Annotated in this window: 17 protein-coding genes; 14 read left to right on the top strand and 3 right to left on the bottom strand. The window is 44.6% G+C overall.

Annotated elements, in window-relative coordinates:
* Window positions 1-54: 54 nt before the first annotated feature.
* From IM515_RS06970 to IM515_RS06950, 5 genes are all read left to right on the top strand, one after another.
* Complete coding sequence (locus tag IM515_RS06970) at window positions 55-558, top strand: permease (RefSeq protein WP_287629929.1); 504 nt, start codon at window positions 55-57, stop codon at window positions 556-558.
* Between the two features lie 45 nt (window positions 559-603).
* Complete coding sequence (gene hdhA / locus IM515_RS06965; RefSeq protein WP_002767739.1) at window positions 604-1,371, top strand: 7-alpha-hydroxysteroid dehydrogenase; 768 nt, start codon at window positions 604-606, stop codon at window positions 1,369-1,371.
* A 51-nt stretch (window positions 1,372-1,422) separates the two neighbouring features.
* The gene (locus IM515_RS06960; RefSeq protein ID WP_002786918.1) at window positions 1,423-2,220 is read left to right on the top strand and encodes an SDR family oxidoreductase; all 798 of its coding nucleotides are present in this window, start codon (window positions 1,423-1,425) and stop codon (window positions 2,218-2,220) included.
* A gap of 101 nt (window positions 2,221-2,321) precedes the next feature.
* Window positions 2,322-4,256 carry an alginate export family protein gene (locus IM515_RS06955; RefSeq protein WP_287629928.1) on the top strand — a complete coding sequence of 645 codons (1,935 nt, stop codon included), beginning with the start codon at window positions 2,322-2,324 and terminating at the stop codon, window positions 4,254-4,256.
* Window positions 4,257-4,490: 234 nt separating this feature from the next.
* Window positions 4,491-4,874: a DUF4346 domain-containing protein gene (locus IM515_RS06950; RefSeq protein ID WP_002735883.1), complete on the top strand. Its 384-nt coding sequence runs from the start codon at window positions 4,491-4,493 to the stop codon at window positions 4,872-4,874.
* Between the two features lie 132 nt (window positions 4,875-5,006).
* Here the strand turns inward: IM515_RS06950 and IM515_RS06945 are convergent, their stop codons facing one another.
* Window positions 5,007-5,870 carry a branched-chain amino acid ABC transporter permease gene (locus IM515_RS06945; RefSeq protein ID WP_002754026.1) on the bottom strand — a complete coding sequence of 288 codons (864 nt, stop codon included), beginning with the start codon at window positions 5,868-5,870 and terminating at the stop codon, window positions 5,007-5,009.
* 175 nt (window positions 5,871-6,045) lie between these two features.
* Complete coding sequence (locus IM515_RS06940) at window positions 6,046-7,287, bottom strand: RNA-guided endonuclease InsQ/TnpB family protein (RefSeq protein WP_287632742.1); 1,242 nt, start codon at window positions 7,285-7,287, stop codon at window positions 6,046-6,048.
* A 49-nt stretch (window positions 7,288-7,336) separates the two neighbouring features.
* Between IM515_RS06940 and tnpA the strand changes: the two genes are divergently transcribed.
* From tnpA to IM515_RS06925, 3 genes are all read left to right on the top strand, one after another.
* Window positions 7,337-7,738, top strand: a complete 402-nt coding sequence (gene tnpA, locus IM515_RS06935) for an IS200/IS605 family transposase (protein WP_287629926.1) — start codon at window positions 7,337-7,339, stop codon at window positions 7,736-7,738.
* A gap of 132 nt (window positions 7,739-7,870) precedes the next feature.
* Window positions 7,871-8,380 (top strand): pentapeptide repeat-containing protein, encoded by a 510-nt coding sequence (locus tag IM515_RS06930; protein WP_002760385.1) that lies wholly within the window; start codon window positions 7,871-7,873, stop codon window positions 8,378-8,380.
* The gene (locus IM515_RS06925) at window positions 8,377-9,504 is read left to right on the top strand and encodes a 5-(carboxyamino)imidazole ribonucleotide synthase (RefSeq protein ID WP_287629925.1); all 1,128 of its coding nucleotides are present in this window, start codon (window positions 8,377-8,379) and stop codon (window positions 9,502-9,504) included. The genes IM515_RS06930 and IM515_RS06925 overlap by 4 nt, the downstream gene beginning before the upstream one ends.
* 208 nt (window positions 9,505-9,712) lie before the next feature.
* Here the strand turns inward: IM515_RS06925 and IM515_RS06920 are convergent, their stop codons facing one another.
* Window positions 9,713-10,651 carry an SGNH/GDSL hydrolase family protein gene (locus IM515_RS06920; RefSeq protein ID WP_002767729.1) on the bottom strand — a complete coding sequence of 313 codons (939 nt, stop codon included), beginning with the start codon at window positions 10,649-10,651 and terminating at the stop codon, window positions 9,713-9,715.
* Window positions 10,652-10,733: 82 nt separating this feature from the next.
* On the opposite strand from IM515_RS06920, the gene IM515_RS06915 reads away from it, so the two are divergent.
* The 6 genes from IM515_RS06915 to IM515_RS06890 all read left to right on the top strand — a co-directional run bounded on the left by IM515_RS06915 (window position 10,734) and on the right by IM515_RS06890 (window position 15,433).
* Window positions 10,734-10,868 carry a hypothetical protein gene (locus IM515_RS06915; protein ID WP_002736350.1) on the top strand — a complete coding sequence of 45 codons (135 nt, stop codon included), beginning with the start codon at window positions 10,734-10,736 and terminating at the stop codon, window positions 10,866-10,868.
* Window positions 10,869-11,153: 285 nt separating this feature from the next.
* A complete protein-coding gene (locus IM515_RS06910) occupies window positions 11,154-13,145 on the top strand; it encodes a DICT sensory domain-containing protein (RefSeq protein ID WP_287629924.1) in 1,992 nt (663 codons plus the stop codon).
* Window positions 13,146-13,307: 162 nt separating this feature from the next.
* On the top strand, window positions 13,308-14,513 hold the full coding sequence (locus IM515_RS06905) for an argininosuccinate synthase (RefSeq protein WP_002767727.1): 1,206 nt from the start codon (window positions 13,308-13,310) through the stop codon (window positions 14,511-14,513).
* Between the two features lie 246 nt (window positions 14,514-14,759).
* Window positions 14,760-14,897: an element excision factor XisH family protein gene (locus IM515_RS06900; protein ID WP_002760378.1), complete on the top strand. Its 138-nt coding sequence runs from the start codon at window positions 14,760-14,762 to the stop codon at window positions 14,895-14,897.
* Between the two features lie 149 nt (window positions 14,898-15,046).
* Window positions 15,047-15,223 (top strand): hypothetical protein, encoded by a 177-nt coding sequence (locus tag IM515_RS06895; RefSeq protein WP_287629923.1) that lies wholly within the window; start codon window positions 15,047-15,049, stop codon window positions 15,221-15,223.
* A 24-nt stretch (window positions 15,224-15,247) separates the two neighbouring features.
* Complete coding sequence (locus IM515_RS06890; RefSeq protein ID WP_002760371.1) at window positions 15,248-15,433, top strand: hypothetical protein; 186 nt, start codon at window positions 15,248-15,250, stop codon at window positions 15,431-15,433.
* The last annotated feature ends 519 nt before the right edge of the window (window positions 15,434-15,952 follow it).

Raw genomic sequence — 15,952 nt, 5'->3', positions numbered from 1 at the left:
TGTCAGTCTGTAGAGCGACCATAAGACCAGAACAGAGTAAATCTGTTAAGGCAGGTGCGGAACCCCGCAAGGGAAAGAAGCAGAAACCTAAATCGTGAGGTTTGGGAATCACCGTCCGTTTACGGCGGTGAGGATGTCAACAATGGTGTGATTGGCTGGTTTATGTTTCGAGGAAAAGATACTCTACCGCTTACTGTGGATACCATATCAGGGCATGAAAAAACGGTCTTCTCCACGGGAGTGATGACCGCTTTTATACTTTCCCTCATCTTAGGGATGATTGCCTTTTTTACCTTCCGCAAAAAAGCCAAAGATTTCCACATCGCCTCCCCAGAACTTTTAGAGCGCCCTTTCTTCTTTTTTGGAGTCAGGACAGTCCTGTTTTATGCTCTGTTTGTCTTTGGTACAGTGGCCTTGGCTGCCCTATTCTTGCAAAAGTTTTTGGGGACGATTCTGGTGACACCTGTTATCGGCGCAATTATCTTAGGGATTATCGCCGGGATAGCCTCTTGGTTTATTAATGCGGCGGTGATGAAAGCCATAGGGCGGCCTGAGTAGATTTTTGAGGTATGACCGAGCATCATTGAATATTATGGAGATTTTATGACCGTTTTGGACGCATTTAAGCTCGATGGGCAAGTAGCGATTGTAACTGGGGCAGGTGCGGGCATTGGCCGAGGCATTGCCGAATTATTTGCCCAAGCAGGGGCAGCGGTGGTGGTCAGTGACCTCAAGGAAGACACCGCCGCTATTGTTGCTGATGGCATTAAGGAAAAGGGCGGCAGAGCGATCGCGGTCGCCTGTGATGTTACTAATGAACAGGCTCTAGAAAACTTGGTTAAGTCCACCCTGGATGCTTTTGGCAAAATCACCCTGCTGGTAAACAATGCCGGCGGTGGTGGGCCAAAACCCTTTGATATGCCCATGGATACTTTCATCTGGGCCTATAAAATCAATGTATTTTCGGCGTTTCATCTCTGTCAATTATGTGTCCCTTATATGGAAGCGGCGGGGGGAGGAGCGATTTTAAATATCTCCTCGATGTCAGCAGAGAACAAGAATATCAATATGGCCTCTTATAGCTCCTCTAAGGCCGCCGTCAGCCACCTCACCCGCAATATTGCTTTTGATCTCGGGCCGAAAGGAATTCGGGTAAATGCGATCGCCCCCGGTGCGATCAAAACCGATGCCTTGGCGAAGGTGCTGACTCCGGATATTGAAAAAGTGATGCTCAAGCATACCCCCCTCGCCCGCTTAGGGGAACCCAGTGATATTGCCTATGCTGCCCTTTTCCTCTGTTCACCGGCGGCCAGTTGGGTGAGTGGGCAGATCCTCACCGTTAGCGGCGGCGGGGTTCAGGAATTGGACTAACAGTCTATTATCGATTCATTTAACCGTATTTAACGACAAAAAGGAGAGAATATGAGCAATTTTGATGCTTTTGCTGATTTTCGCATGGATGGTCATGTGGCCATTGTCACCGGCGGAGCCCAAAATATTGGGGAAGCCATTGCGAAAACCTTTTCTGGCGCGGGAGCCAAGGTCATGATTGCCGACCTGAATGGAGAAAAAGCCCAAGCAACAGCCGAGGCTATTCAAGCTGTCACAGGGAATCAAGTTCTAGGGATCGGCTGCAACGTCACTGTGGAGGAAGATATTCAACAATGTGTGGCCAAAACGGTGGCAGCTTTTGGCGGCATTTCTACCCTTGTTAACAATGTAGGTTGGGGTAAAGCTTACGACGACCCCCTAGAGGTTCCCATGGAGGAAATGATCGAAAGCTATAAACTCAATACCTTAGCGGCTACGCGGATGACTTCTGCTTGTCGTCCCTATTTGCTGAAAGCGGAAAACGCCACGATTACTAACTCCGGTTCGCTGGTGGGGGTTTTGCCAGCTTTTGACTTTATTGCCTATTCCGCCGCTAAAGCCGCCCTTAACCATCTGATGCTAGGTCTGGCTCACTATTTTGCTAAACAGGTCCGCGTCAATACTGTCTTAATTGGTACAGTGATCACCGAGGGTTATGCCGCTGCTGGTTTGGATGAAAAAGCCCAATATGCTCTAGCTCATCCCGACAACCTGACTGGACGCGCCGGTAAACCCCAAGATATTGCTAACGCTTTTCTCTGGTTAGCTTCGCCGGCTGGCTCTTGGGTGAGCGGTCAAACCTTACAAGTCTCCGGTGGTGGCAAACGCGTCCGTCTCAAACCCGAATAACGGCTCTCTTGCCCCTCCTTGACCTTTCTCTGCGATTTGTCGTTATGGTTTTTGCTGCTTTTGGATATCGTCGGGCTATCAGGCTAGTAACTTCTTTTTCAGTGTTAGCATTGTTTAATCTCGCCTTTGCTGGTCAAGGGCAGCTCTTGGCCGAAACTGCGATCGCTGAGGAGTCCACCCCGATAACCGACCCCTTAGAAAATGGGGCTAGTCTGGGGCCAGTCCTCCACCTTCCCCCGAACTCGGTTGCACAATTTAAGCAGCAGCAGCCTGGAGCTAATCTCCCGACTGCACAAGTGAGCCAGGATGATGTCTCGCCAACGGAACCGGCAGAGTTACCATCCCCTGAATCTACAGCGTCGCCGCCAAAAGATCCCAATGCCAGGTTAAGGATTCCCCCCAATTTTGGCGAGGGGTTTCCCATTGAACGGGTGTTTATCTACGTTCGCAACCCCAGCAACGACCCGAAGCAAGAGGAAGAGAGCCGACGGCAACTGGCGAATAGTTTTGGCATTCGGGCCGGGGGAAACTTTAGTCCCCTTTTGGCGGATCAGGGACTGAATCAGGTGCAGCGCTTGCCCTTTGTCGAGAGTGCCGAGTATCGTCTCTACCAGTCAAATCTGCCCGGTGTGGTCATTGTGGCGTTGCTGGTCAATTTGAAACCACAGGAGGTCTCCCAAGTCCCCGGCCCTAAACCGCCAAGGGGTATGGTGATCAGTGGCAAGTTACGGGATTTTCCTACCCTCTACGAGAGCGATCGCAGTTTAGTTAAATTGATCCTCAATGGGGGTGTGGGAGTCTTTAGTGATACTAATCCCTGGTTTGGCAACCCAGAAAATTTTGCCCCCAGTTCCTACCAACCGAAGGGAACAATTACTTGGGGAGAATTTTATCTAGAGCCTGGTTTAGCAGGTATTACTGGTCTGGGGAATTCTCCTGTGTATATCTATGGTGGCGCTTCCTATACGGTATCTGGGACAGTTCAACCGGACATTTTCCGTACAGACTCAAGGTTCTACGGTAATATTGAAAGGCTCTACGGCGGTTTTCTGGTGGCTAAAACGGGAAATCCTCTCGTTTTTAACCTATCGGCAGGACGGCAAATTTTCCAACTCAATCAAGGCTTTTTGTTTTCTCAGTTTAGCGGTTCGGCTAATGCTCTAGATCGAGCGGCGAGCTACTCTAACCCCCGCACTGCCTACGAGATGACAGTGCTGTCTGATTTGCGCTGGGGGTATTTTCGTTTACAGGGGTTCTTTCTGGAGCCAGATGAGCTATCAGTGGCTGATAGCAATACACAATATTTGGGAATTAGCGCCCAGTATAACAACAATCAAGGGGTTGAGGCTGTTTTAACCTATGTGGGTGTACCTCAATCATCCCGGACTTATTTGCTGCCCGATGGTGAACGGCTAACCCGTCAAGGGTTACAGGTGATTAATCCCCGATTGCAGTTATCGCCATTGTTTGGGGTACCCGGACTGTGGTTTCAGGGGGAATATGCCTACCAATTTAATGACCGGTATAGTATGTCGGCTCAGGGGGGTTATCTTTGGTTAGGCTACAGTGTTCAAAATGTGCGCTGGCAGCCTAGCTTTAGCTACCGCTTTGCCGGTTTTAGTGGCGATAACCCCAAAACTGCTACATACGAACGTTTTGATCCCTTGCAAGCGAGTGGTTTAACTGACTGGTTACAGGGAATTAGTCTCGGCAAGGTTTATAACAACTCTAATAGTTTTTCTCATCGAGTCAATTTTACGGTGATGCCTAACAGTAACTTTGAGTTATCCCTAGATTACTACTACCGGTTTGCCGACACTTTGAATAATTTAGGGGGTAATCCCGCCCTCCAGACGCTGAAATCCTATGATCTTGGCCATGAATTACTGTTAATTGGGCGATATTATCTGTCTCAAAATTTCTTGCTTCAGGGGGTTGGGTCCGTGGCTTTTCCAGGCACTGCTATTCGTCTCGCCGCGGACAATAATACTAGCCCTTGGGTTACTCTACAAGTGTCCCTGTTTATGTTTTTCTGAGTTTATCCCCATGTTGCCAGAGGACAAGAATGATGGTATGTGATATAATTTGCTCTTGCTTTCAACTACATAAGTAGCTGGTTATAATTAAATTAAAAATGGATTTTAGGTTCGATCCCCTCTGCCCTCCTTGATAAGGTAGGGTTGATTCATGAATCAACCCTACCCTTGATAAGGGGGGTGTCTGATAATTTTTAACGCCTACCTACATATTTAAGTGATTTTGTCAAGAAAATGAGCGAATTAAAATCCCAAATCACGGCTATTGATCATCAACTTTCCAAACGTCCGATCGCTCTCGATCCCGCAGGATATTTTATTATTTATCTAGACCGAGAAGCTGGGTTAATCTGTGCCAAACATTACAGCAATATTATCAACGAGAAAGGTTTAGCCGTCGATCCAGAAACGGGAAAAGTTATCGGTGTTAGGCAAAAACTTGATCGCAATCCTGAGTCTATTTATACCGCTAGGACTGCCAAAGAATTAGCCGTCAAAGTAATCGAAGAAACCCAACCTTGTCCCATTACTATGTTCGATCATGCTGCTTATTTAGGTCGAGAATTTACCCGCGCTGAATACGCTTTAATCACCGGGGAAGAATATATTCAGGATTAAAGATTGGGCTTTTCAGTGATCAGTAAACAGTAATCAGTAAACAGTAATCAGGGATAAAGATGAAGATAAATAACTTAAAACTTACATCTGATAACTTAAAACTTACATCTGATAACTGATAACTGATAACTGTTAAACCGTGCCTTTAAATAAACCTTGGGGGCGGAATAATAACAGCAAGATCATAATTAATAAAGCCACGGCTAATTTATAATCAGAACCAATTAAGGGAACACTAATTTCTTGGGCAACACCAATAATTAAAGCCCCAGCAATCGCTCCGTAGGGATTACCAATACCACCTAAAATAACGGCCGCAAACATTGGTAAGATTAAAAACCAGCCCATATTGGGACGTACTCCCCCAGTAATTAACCCGAACATCCCTCCGGCTAAAGCAGTTAAAACTCCCGTAATTATCCATGTCCAGAAGACAACCCATTCGACGTTAATTCCGGTTACTCTAGCTAAATCGTTGCTGTCAGCTACGGCACGCATCGCCTTACCGATCTTAGTTTTTTGTAATAAAAAATGGAGGGCAATAATAACTATAATTGCCAAACCAATAACTAACAAGCGATCGAAAGCTACTTTAATACCAAAAATTTCTGTAGCGGTCATCACAGGGAGATCGTAGCGTTGATTACTGCCGCCCCAGATCATTAAAATACCATTGCGAAGAAATAAAGCCAAACCGATCGAAATAATAATTAAAGTGGTAGAATCAGCCCGTCGATCGCGCATAGGTTTCCATAATAATCTCTCGGCAATGAGCATGGCAATAGCTGTCACCGCTGCCCCCACCAGCATCGCTAACCAGAGATTAATCCCTTGTGCATTTACCACCCAAGTTATGTAAGCACCCAAAGTCATAAAATCGCCGTGGGCAAAATTAGACAGACGCAAAATGCCACAGGTAAGGGTTAACCCAACAGCAGCCAGAGCAATAATACTGCCGACGGCTAAACCATTGAATAAAAGTTGCGGTGTATCCATCAAACCTCTTGTATAAATCAGAAATTGTCCTTAGAAATAGAAGTCAGGAGAGAGAAAATGAATTAACTTTTGTCTTTTACTTTATTTAACTGAAAGCTGAGGGACTGTAGCTTAAATATTTTTGTTTAGACCAAATTGCATGACAGTATAAGCTCAGACAGCTATTTTGACATCCTCACCGCCGGGGCCGGACGGTGATGACCGGCAGATCAAACAAACTTAATTGAACGACCGACCGCTGGGTTGACGCTTCACGGGATGCTGCTTCTTTAACAGAAGTCTTATGCTGTCCTCCACGCCCGTTTAAAGTCTCCGATTGTCCACCGGCGACCTTGATATTAATTGCGGCGTTTACATCCCTATCATGGAAAGTCCCACAGAAAAGACATTCCCACTCACGGATATTTAACGCTTTTTTTCCGCCAATATTCCCACAACAGGAACATCGCTGAGACGTTGGCTCCCATCGGGAAATTATCCGAAAATTACGCCCATATTTATCAGATTTTGCCGATAGCATATCTCGGAAAGAACGCCATCCTAAGTCTGATATGGCACGGGATAACTTGCGATTCTTAAGCATTCCCGATGTGTTTAAATCCTCTAAAACTATCGTTTGATTCTCACGAACGATTCTAGTGGATAGTTTCTGCAAGAAATCAGTGCGAGTGTCTTTAATCTTTGCGTGGATTTTAGCTACTCGTTTCCTAGCTTTTTCCCGTCGCTTACTTCCTTTCTGTTTTCTAGAAAGGTTTTTCTGTGCTTTTCTTAGTCGTTTCAATCGTTTCTTTAACGGTTTCGGTGCGTCTATCTTTTCCCCTGTTGAGAGGGTAGCAAAGGTAGCAATCCCTAGATCAATTCCCACTGACTCCCCATTATTAGGAAGTGTTTCGGGATGAATCTCGACAACAAAGCTGAGAAAATAACGATCTGCTGGGTCTTTAATCACGGTGACACTAGAAGGTTTAGAAGGTAATGGACGACTCCAAACTATTCTTAAATCACCGATTTTTGCTAAAGTAACGTGATATTGATTGATGGTAAAACCATTGTCAGTAAATCTTGCCGATTGTTTAGATTTACGTTTTTTAAACTTGGGAGGTTTGACTTTCTTTCCTTTTCTCTCTCCCTTGCAAGATGCAAAAAAGTTAGAATAGGCTGTCTCTAAGTCTCTCAAAGACTGCTGCAAAGGGATAGAAGAAACCTCGGTCAGCCAGACTTTTTCTGTCGTCTTTTTAATTTGAGTTAGTCTTTTAGATAACTCGGTATATTTTGGCTTTTTCTCCCCTTGTCGATAGAGTTCTTGACAGTAAGCTAAGGTATCGTTCCAGACAACGCGCACACACCCGAACAATTGAGACAAAAGCCTCTTTTGTTGGTCTGTTGGGTAAATACGGTATTGATACCTCGCTTTCATTGGGTTAAGATATTTGTGTCTGTATTTATTTTAACTAGGTCTGTCAATAATGTCAAGTCGGTTGCGAAAAGAGAGAAACTCTGTTTCCGATCTAAAGATACACTTGGTCTGTGTGACAAAATACAGAAGTAAGGTTTTTACTGGTAAAAGTCTGACTTTGGTTGAAAAATCTTTTAGGGAAGTTGCGGAAAAGATGAATTTTCAGATATTGGAATTTAACGGGGAGTCCGATCATGTACACGCATTGATTGAATATCCACCGAAATTATCTATTTCCGTGATGGTCAATTCTTTAAAGGGAGTCTCTAGTCGCAGGCATGGACAAGCTGGTTATCCTAAACCGTACGGGAAAGACGCTCTTTGGTCGCCCAGTTATTTCGTCTCTTCTGTAGGAGGTGCAACCCTGGAAGTTCTTAAGTCTTATATCAAAGATCAGGAAAAGCCGTCGTAAAACGACGGGGTTTTAACCCAAATTTTCGATAAAGGTTTGTGTGCCGGCAATTTCTGGCGACTGGCGGAAAGCTGACGGCTGATGACTTACTGCTATAAAATCAAGAATGCCCACTGATGGAATTTGCCGCCAATGAAGACTATCTTTCGATTAGCGATCGCTTTTTTTGCATTACTATTTATCCTATCTCCTGTCAATGCCTTAGCTGCCAGTTCTGCTGCTGTCACAGGAGCCAATGCCAGTTATGAAAACCAGAATCTGACAGGAAAGGATTTTTCGGGACAAAATTTGCAATCTGCCCAATTTACTAACGTTAATCTGCAAGATTCTAACTTTAGCTCTGCCGATTTGCGCGGGGCGGTGTTTAACGGAGCCTCTATCATCGAAGGCAACTTTCATGGAGCGGACTTAACCAATGGGTTAGCCTATCTGAGTACCTTTAAAAATTCCGATTTAAGCGATGCCATTTTTGCCGAAGCAATTATGCTGCGTACCATTTTCGAGGGAGTCAATATCAACGGTGCTGATTTCAGTTTTGCCGTGCTTGACGCTCAACAAATCAAAAATCTCTGTGAAAGAGCCGAGGGTGTCAACTCAAAAACCGGCGTCTCTACCCCGGAATCTTTAGGATGTGATCAATGATGCAAACCCGGGTTGGTGTTATTGGTGGTGGACAATTAGCATGGATGATGGCACAGGAAGCCAAGAAATTAGGCATTTCTCTAATTGTACAAACACCACACCCCGACGATCCCGCCGTTGCTTTAGCTGACGGGGTTGTCTTTGCGGAAATAGCCGACGTGGAAGGCACAAAAAAACTAGCTCAACATTGTGATCTGATCACTTTTGAAAATGAGTTTGTTAATTTAGATGCCCTAGAAGAATTAGCGGCCACAGGAGTGAAATTCTATCCTAGTTTGGCAAATCTGCGCCCCCTATTGGACAAATACGAGCAAAGATGTTATTTACGCTCCCTAGGATTGCCTGTGCCTGATTTTTGGGCGATAGATAATTTATCCCAACTAGAAAATTATCCTTTTCCGCTAGTGCTGAAAGCGCGACGACACGGTTATGATGGTCAAGGAACCTTTATTATCCGCACTCCTGAAGAATTAAAGGCCAAAAAGCCGCAATTAGAGCGTCTTGACTTGATGTTAGAAGCTTATATTCCCTACGAGCGAGAATTAGCCATCGTTGCCGCTAGGGGATTAACTGGGGAAATCGTCACCTATCCCGTGGTGGAAACCCATCAAGAGGAGCAAGTCTGTCACTGGGTAATCGCTCCCGCCGCTCTTAACCAATCTTTACACGCTCAAACCGAACCTATCGCCCATCATCTGTTAAGTAGTTTGTCGGCGGTGGGTGTTTTCGGGATAGAGTTATTTGTCACTCCGCAGGGAGAGGTATTGATTAATGAAATCGCTCCCCGTACCCATAATTCGGGTCATTACACCCTTTCTGCCTGTCTTACCTCCCAATTTGCCCTACAACTGCTTGCAGTGGCTAATTTGCCCCTCGGAGCCACGGACTTAAAATCTGCCGGGGCAGTTATGGTTAATCTATTGGGTTTTGAGGATAGTGACGGCGATTATGCCGAAAAAAGAGCAGTTTTAGCGGCAATTCCAGACGCTCACGTTTTTTGGTACGGTAAAAAATCCCGTCCCGGTCGAAAATTAGGCCATGTCACCCTCTTAAGGGATACAAGCGATCGCTCTGAGTTATTGGACCTAGCAAAACAGATAGAAAAGCTTTGGTATGGTTGTTAGGGAATTATGAATTATGAATTATGAATTATGAATTATGAATTGGGGAAGTGGGGTGATGGGGAAGTGGGGTGATGGGGAAGTGGGGTGATGGGGAAGTGGAGCATTTGGCTGAAATTTCCCTAAACCCCTAAACCCCTAAATCCCTATCACCCTGACTCCTAAATCCTGAATTATGCGCCCAGCAAGAAACTTTTTCAGGCAAAGCTAATTAAAAGACTTTTTTGATTGCCTCGGTCAGTTTTTGACTGATTAAATCGTTACCGTCTCGGCTGAGATGAATATTATCGATATAGAGGGAATCAGGATTAGGATGAGCTTGAAAAATGGGCAGAAAATCTAGATAAAAAATCTGCTGGTTGCCGGTGAAATCTGCTAGTCTTTGACGGGATTTCAATTCATAATCTCGCCCCTGTTTTTGGGCTTCGCGAATGAGGGGGGTAATAGCGATAATTAAACGGGCTTGATTAGTCTGAGCAAGGGCTTGAATTTGGGCAAGAGCGGTTAAATTATTGCCCACTCGATCGCCTCCTTCTTGCATCGGTGGTAGGGGAGGATAACGCTTAAAATATCGATCGTATAATTCGATTAAAGCTAAAGCTGGCCGGCGATCAGGATAATTAATTTCTCGTCCTACTACCGCCGAACTAGGAGCTAAAGCGAACAGATCATCGGTGTTCATTAATAACACAATCACCTGAGATTCAAAGGTGCCGAAACGTCGCAGATAGGCCAATTGATTGCGTGGTCCCCACGAATTAGCCGAAGCATTGAGAACTTGCACTGAACCCGTCAGATTTTGGCCTAAATTTTTGGTGATTAAAGCAGCAATGGTCTCTTTTTGATCTGTCCACCAGGAGCCATTAGCGATCGAATCACCGATTAACATGATTCTCGTCGTCTCTGGAGGCCGTTGGGGTGTAATCGGATCGCTGCGCATCGAATACTGATTAACGGCGATAAAATTGGAAAACCGGCGCGTTTGTTGATTAGGAGCCAAAAGATAGCCAATTTCGGCATCGGCTTCGTAAATAAGCGGATTACCGAACCCGAAGACAATTCTTAAAATAGCCTCAAGGAGAAGGCCAAGGGCGAAAAGAACGCCTAGAATGATTAAAGACAGCCGAATGATACCAATTTCTAATAACACGGATAGATGAGAGTTAGCTAATTTATGATCCTAAAGTGTCTCATACTTTCTACATCCATCTCATGAAAAGGAGTTAAAAGCAATGTCAGACTTAAATCGTGGCATCATGAAATTCGAGGGAGCCGATAAACCGGCAGTAGTGGCGATATCGTCGATTATCGTTATCGGTAGTATTATTGCTCTGATTCTTTGGGCAATGAAAGTCGCCTACATCTAGTTAACTAAGTGGGTGGGTGGAATTAAATATAAGATGAACGTAGGTTGGGTTGAAGCATGAAACCCAACGCCCGCTCATGTTACGCTACCGCTAACCCATCCTACAAATAATTGTGCCTCCCTACTTAGAATAATTTCCCTCACTTTTGGCATCACTCGGTTTAAATTTCTTGCCATCACGATCTCACCTCTTGTCCCCTTGAGCCTGTAGGATAGGGTCAAGGGAGAAATTGCTAGTTCCCTCTATTGCGCTTGCTAGTCACACTCGACTCGAAACAGATCATCGATGAGCAGATCAACTTCTGTTTTAACAGAACTGTTGCAGTTACTCCCCCAATGGCGATCGCAGATGTACTTCAAAGCATCCCTGACCGCGCTATCTCACGCCATGGAGGATCAGGTTTTAGCGGAAGACGATCAACCATTAGTGATTGCCAGTTTTCAGCGTGAGCGCTTTTATCGTCAAGAGGCCCATCGCTACCGACGCATTGCCCACAAAAGCGGGCAAGTTTATGTTTTGTCAGCCCCAGAAACCGATTTTAAGCATAGTTCCGACGTTTACGAGACGATCGCTTTTCAACCGGACGACAGTTTAGCCCAAGAATGGCATCTAGTGGTTATCAGTCGCCATTATGCTAGTTGTTTAATCTGTCGGGAACGAACCCATCTGGTAGCCGAAGGGGAAAATAGGGCAGCTATGGATAATAATCGCCGTTTTGAGGGGATTTGGACGAGCGATCGCCATGTGAGTCAACAGGCCGCCCAAATTCTCTTAAATCATATTCTCGATTATCGTCCCGAACTGGCAGAGAAAATTAGGCGCGCCCAAGAAGAATACCTGATCTGTGAACTGACGGACAGGGATCATCAAGAGGAACCGGATCCCTTTGTCCAGCGATTGGTCACTTATTTGCAAGCGGGACAGTATAAACTGCTGAAAGCCAATCGTTCCTTGGCATCGAAAGAACACAAGGAAAGACTGATCAACTCGGTGACAGCGGCGATCCGTCGTTCCCTCGATCCGGAAGATATCCTCCAGGTGGCAGTGCGGAAATTGGGGGAGGGATTGGGAGTCTGTCGCTGCGTGGTCTATCGTTGTAAGGAAGCCGACATTAACGCCACCATCGAACACGAATTTTTAAACTCCGGCATTAGTTCCATCAAAGGACAAAAATGGCCCCTGAAAAATAACCCTCTGTTTCAGGAAGTGCTGGAATTGAGAGAATCCCTAAAAATCGAAGACGCTATTCACGATCCTCGTCTCCCCGGTGATTCCATCCAAAATCTGGTGCGGGAATGTTCCATCTATTCCTGGTTATTAGTGCCGATTTTTTACCAAAGTCGTCTCTTGGGAATGTTGGAACTGCATCACTGTGGACCCTATACCACCACTTGGAAGAGCGAGGATGTCGCCCTTGTGGACGCGGTGGCCACTCAAATCGGAGTCGCCCTCATTCAAGCCGAAGCCTACGCTAATTTACAGGATTTAAATGAACAATTAGCCGCCCTCGATCGCACTCGTTCTAATTTAGTCGCCATTACCGGCCACGAATTACGCACCCCCCTCTCCACCATTCAAGTCTGTCTAGAAAGTTTGGCCTCGGAACCGGATATGCCGGCGGAAATGCGCCAAATTATGCTTGATACTGCCCTGAAAGATGCGGAACGAATGCGTAAATTAATCCAAGATTTTTTAACTCTTTCTAGGTTAGAAAGTGGCCGGGTTAATTGGAATCCCGAAGCTTTATCCTTATCGGAATGTGTGGAATTAGCCATCAGTCACGTTCACTCCCTCAATCTCGACAACGAAAACCCCAAAATTAGCAACCTTGTCCCCCCTAATCTGCCCTTTGTTTTAGCCGATGGCGAGTGGTTAGTGGAATTACTCTCCAAACTTCTCGATAATGCCTGTAAGTTTACCGGACGGGAGGGAAATGTCTCGATCGAAGTCGCTTTGGGAAAACCAAAAACTCTAGAAGTGACCATTTCTGACACCGGACGCGGGATCGAACCCAATCGTTTAGAACAGGTTTTTGATCGCTTTTACCAAGAGGAAGGAGCCCTGCAACGCAGTGCCGGGGGAACCGGTTTAGGACTGGCTATCTGTCGTCAGATCGTCAATGGTTGGGGCGGCGAAATTTGGGCAGAATCCCGGGGCAAAAATCACGGCAGTCAGTTTCATTTTACTATTCCAATATTTAAAGATAAAACTAACGATAATCCCCCAAATACCGCTCCGAAAAAATCCCCCCGTCGTGCTGCCAGTAAACGTAAATAGGGGCCGGTTGCCCGTTTAGTTTTGGCTCTCTACTCGTGACTTCATATTCCGTTTCTTCATCAAAAACTAAACAAAAAAGCATTAAAAAAGAAGCATCCAATCCCCAGGATATATAATAAACTTAAAAGAGTAATCAATTAGTCGTTTTTAGGTGAAAAAATTATGGGACGCGCCAAGAGAGTGGTTTTAGCTTATTCCGGAGGAGTCGATACTTCCGTCTGTATTCCCTATCTCAAACAGGAATGGGGAGTAGAAGAAGTGATTACCCTAGCCGCCGATTTAGGACAGGGAGACGAATTAGGACCGATTCAAGAAAAGGCTCTGCGCTGCGGAGCGATCGAATCCTTAGTAGTCAATGCTCAAGAAGAATTCGTCAAAGAATACGCTTTTCCCTCAATTCAAGCTAATGCTCTCTACGAAAATCGTTATCCCCTTTCTACCGCCCTGGCTCGTCCTTTAATCGCTAAATTATTAGTAGAGGCCGCCGAGAAATACGGGGCCGATGCCGTCGCTCACGGTTGCACCGGCAAAGGTAACGATCAAGTGCGTTTTGATGTGGGCATTATGACCCTTAATCCTAGTTTAAAAGTTCTCGCTCCCGCCAGGGAATGGGGCATGAGCCGGGAAGAAACCATCGCCTACGGGGAAAAATTCGGGATCGAGTCTCCTGTGAAAAAATCCTCGCCTTTTAGTATCGATCGTAACCTGTTGGGGCGCAGTATTGAAGCCGGTCCTTTGGAAGATCCGATGACGGAACCCCCGGAAGAAATCTATTTAATGACCAAAGCGATCGCCGATACTCCCAACGAGCCGGAATACGTCGATATTGGTTTTAATCAGGGGATTCCTGTCAGTTTAAACGGAGAAAATCTCGATTCTGTCACGCTAATTAGTCAATTAAATGACCTAGTGGGTAAACACGGTGTTGGTCGTTTAGATATGATCGAAAACCGGGTAGTGGGAATTAAATCGCGAGAAATTTACGAGGCTCCGGCTTTATTAGTTTTAATTGATGCTCACCGGGACTTAGAAAGTTTGACTTTAACTGGAGATGTTACCCAATATAAACGGGGAATTGAAGAGACCTACGGACAGTTAATTTATAAAGGATTGTGGTACAGTCCCTTAAAGGAAGCGATCGATGCTTTTATCCTCAAAACCCAAGAACAGGTGACGGGATCGGTGCGAGTGAAACTGTTTAAAGGTAACGCTAAAGTGGTCGGTCGTCAGTCAGTCAATTCTATCTATTCTCCCGATTTAGCTACCTACGGAGCCGAGGATCAATTTGATCATAAAGCTGCCGAAGGTTTCATCTATGTTTGGGGATTACCCAGCAAAGTTTGGGCCGAAAAAACTAGAGGGAAGTAATCAACAATTCTCCCCTAAGTAAGTGGGTGTTAATTCAGATACCCCCGCCTATCGGCACCCCCCTTATCAAGGGGGGCAGGGGGGATCAGTACCCCCCTTATTAAGGTAGGGTTGATTCACGAATCAACCCCCAAGGTAGGGTTAATTCATGAATTAACCCTACCTTGGGGGAAGGGGGGATCAGCACCCTTATAAAATTAAATATAAAGATGTTGAATTTTTGCTGATTTAGCAGCAGAAAAACCTTTGCCTGCTGAAAGAAATGGACGTAAAATTGTTGTAGAAATCAAAAGCTTTTTAAGTCCCTCACCTATGAGAGATTTTGAAATAGCTTTAGGACAATATATTTTATATCGAAATTTAATCAGTCTTGCCGTGAGTTAAGTTATCGGTAAATCTTGCCTCGAAATCTGAGGTTTATAAAAGAAGCTTAAAGGAGCTATTCTGTTACTTTTGAACCAGTTTATCCCTATGGGTAACAAGAATTTGAGCTATAATCATAATATCTCTATAACCCCACATAAAAAAGGCTTATGGCCATTTCAATTACTTTAACCCTACCTGATGAGATTTTTAATCTAGCTCAATCCTTAGCCCATTCAATTAACCGTGATCTTAATGATATATTAGTAGAAGCAATCGCTTTTTCTATTAGTCCCAATTATCAAGGCGAAAAAATCTCATCCCTAAATTCATTATCAGATAAATAAATTATCAAATTAACTCAATTACAAATGGCATCGGAACAAGATCAAAGATTAAGCGAGTTGCTCAATAAACAACAAGAGAGGGATTTATCAACCTTTGAAAATAGGGAACTTTGGTCATTGATGCAAATTTATCAAATAAACTTGTTAAAGAAGTCTCAAGGATTAAATGAAGCGGTTAAAAGAGGATTAATTTCACCCTTAGAAGCATGAATCCCAGCCCTATTCCCGACTATATTAAAGATAAAATTCGCCAACAGGCCAATACTAAATCTGGTTATTAAAAACTGATTATTTATTCCCCCTTTTGCATGAGGTTCTCTCCTTTATAAGCAGCCTATACTCAACGGATTTAGTATAATTGCTGATTGTCGGTATTCCTGCAAATGTAAGATGCACCAGGTCAATTTATTGCGGGGGAACCTAGTAGCGAAGGTGATCATTTCGGTCAAAGAAACTAAGTAGAGGTAGAACCTCGCTTATCTGCGTTGCCAGCTATAACCTTGCAACCAGTCAAAAATATTTATATAACCCAAAACTATCTTAAATATAAAAATCATAATAAATGATGATTAAATAACCCTTGACTTCCCCCCCCCCTTGTGATAGTTTTGGCTGTGGTATATTGGCGCAAAACTAGCGTTAAATATGATCATAATTTTCTCCTATTACTGTCATCGAATCCATGAAAAAATTACTGACAATTTTAACCCCCTTGACTCTGATGGGGTT

The organism is Microcystis sp. M44BS1, from assembly GCF_020244875.1.
GTDB classification, from domain to species: Bacteria; Cyanobacteriota; Cyanobacteriia; order Cyanobacteriales; family Microcystaceae; genus Microcystis; species Microcystis panniformis.
This window is presented reverse-complemented; position numbering and strand designations above follow the sequence as displayed.

Bases quoted from the DNA above. Each gene is read 5' to 3' on its own strand.
- IM515_RS06945 (WP_002754026.1), bottom strand. From the start codon at position 5,870: ATGGATACACCGCAACTTTTATTCAATGGTTTAGCCGTCGGCAGTATT.
- IM515_RS06925 (WP_287629925.1), top strand. From the start codon at position 8,377: ATGATGCAAACCCGGGTTGGTGTTATTGGTGGTGGACAATTAGCATGG.
- IM515_RS06930 (WP_002760385.1), top strand. From the start codon at position 7,871: ATGAAGACTATCTTTCGATTAGCGATCGCTTTTTTTGCATTACTATTT.
- hdhA (WP_002767739.1), top strand. From the start codon at position 604: ATGACCGTTTTGGACGCATTTAAGCTCGATGGGCAAGTAGCGATTGTA.
- IM515_RS06895 (WP_287629923.1), top strand. From the start codon at position 15,047: ATGGCCATTTCAATTACTTTAACCCTACCTGATGAGATTTTTAATCTA.
- tnpA (WP_287629926.1), top strand. From the start codon at position 7,337: ATGTCAAGTCGGTTGCGAAAAGAGAGAAACTCTGTTTCCGATCTAAAG.
- IM515_RS06940 (WP_287632742.1), bottom strand. From the start codon at position 7,287: ATGAAAGCGAGGTATCAATACCGTATTTACCCAACAGACCAACAAAAG.
- IM515_RS06915 (WP_002736350.1), top strand. From the start codon at position 10,734: ATGTCAGACTTAAATCGTGGCATCATGAAATTCGAGGGAGCCGATAAA.
- IM515_RS06890 (WP_002760371.1), top strand. From the start codon at position 15,248: ATGGCATCGGAACAAGATCAAAGATTAAGCGAGTTGCTCAATAAACAA.
- IM515_RS06910 (WP_287629924.1), top strand. From the start codon at position 11,154: ATGAGCAGATCAACTTCTGTTTTAACAGAACTGTTGCAGTTACTCCCC.
- IM515_RS06950 (WP_002735883.1), top strand. From the start codon at position 4,491: ATGAGCGAATTAAAATCCCAAATCACGGCTATTGATCATCAACTTTCC.
- IM515_RS06960 (WP_002786918.1), top strand. From the start codon at position 1,423: ATGAGCAATTTTGATGCTTTTGCTGATTTTCGCATGGATGGTCATGTG.
- IM515_RS06905 (WP_002767727.1), top strand. From the start codon at position 13,308: ATGGGACGCGCCAAGAGAGTGGTTTTAGCTTATTCCGGAGGAGTCGAT.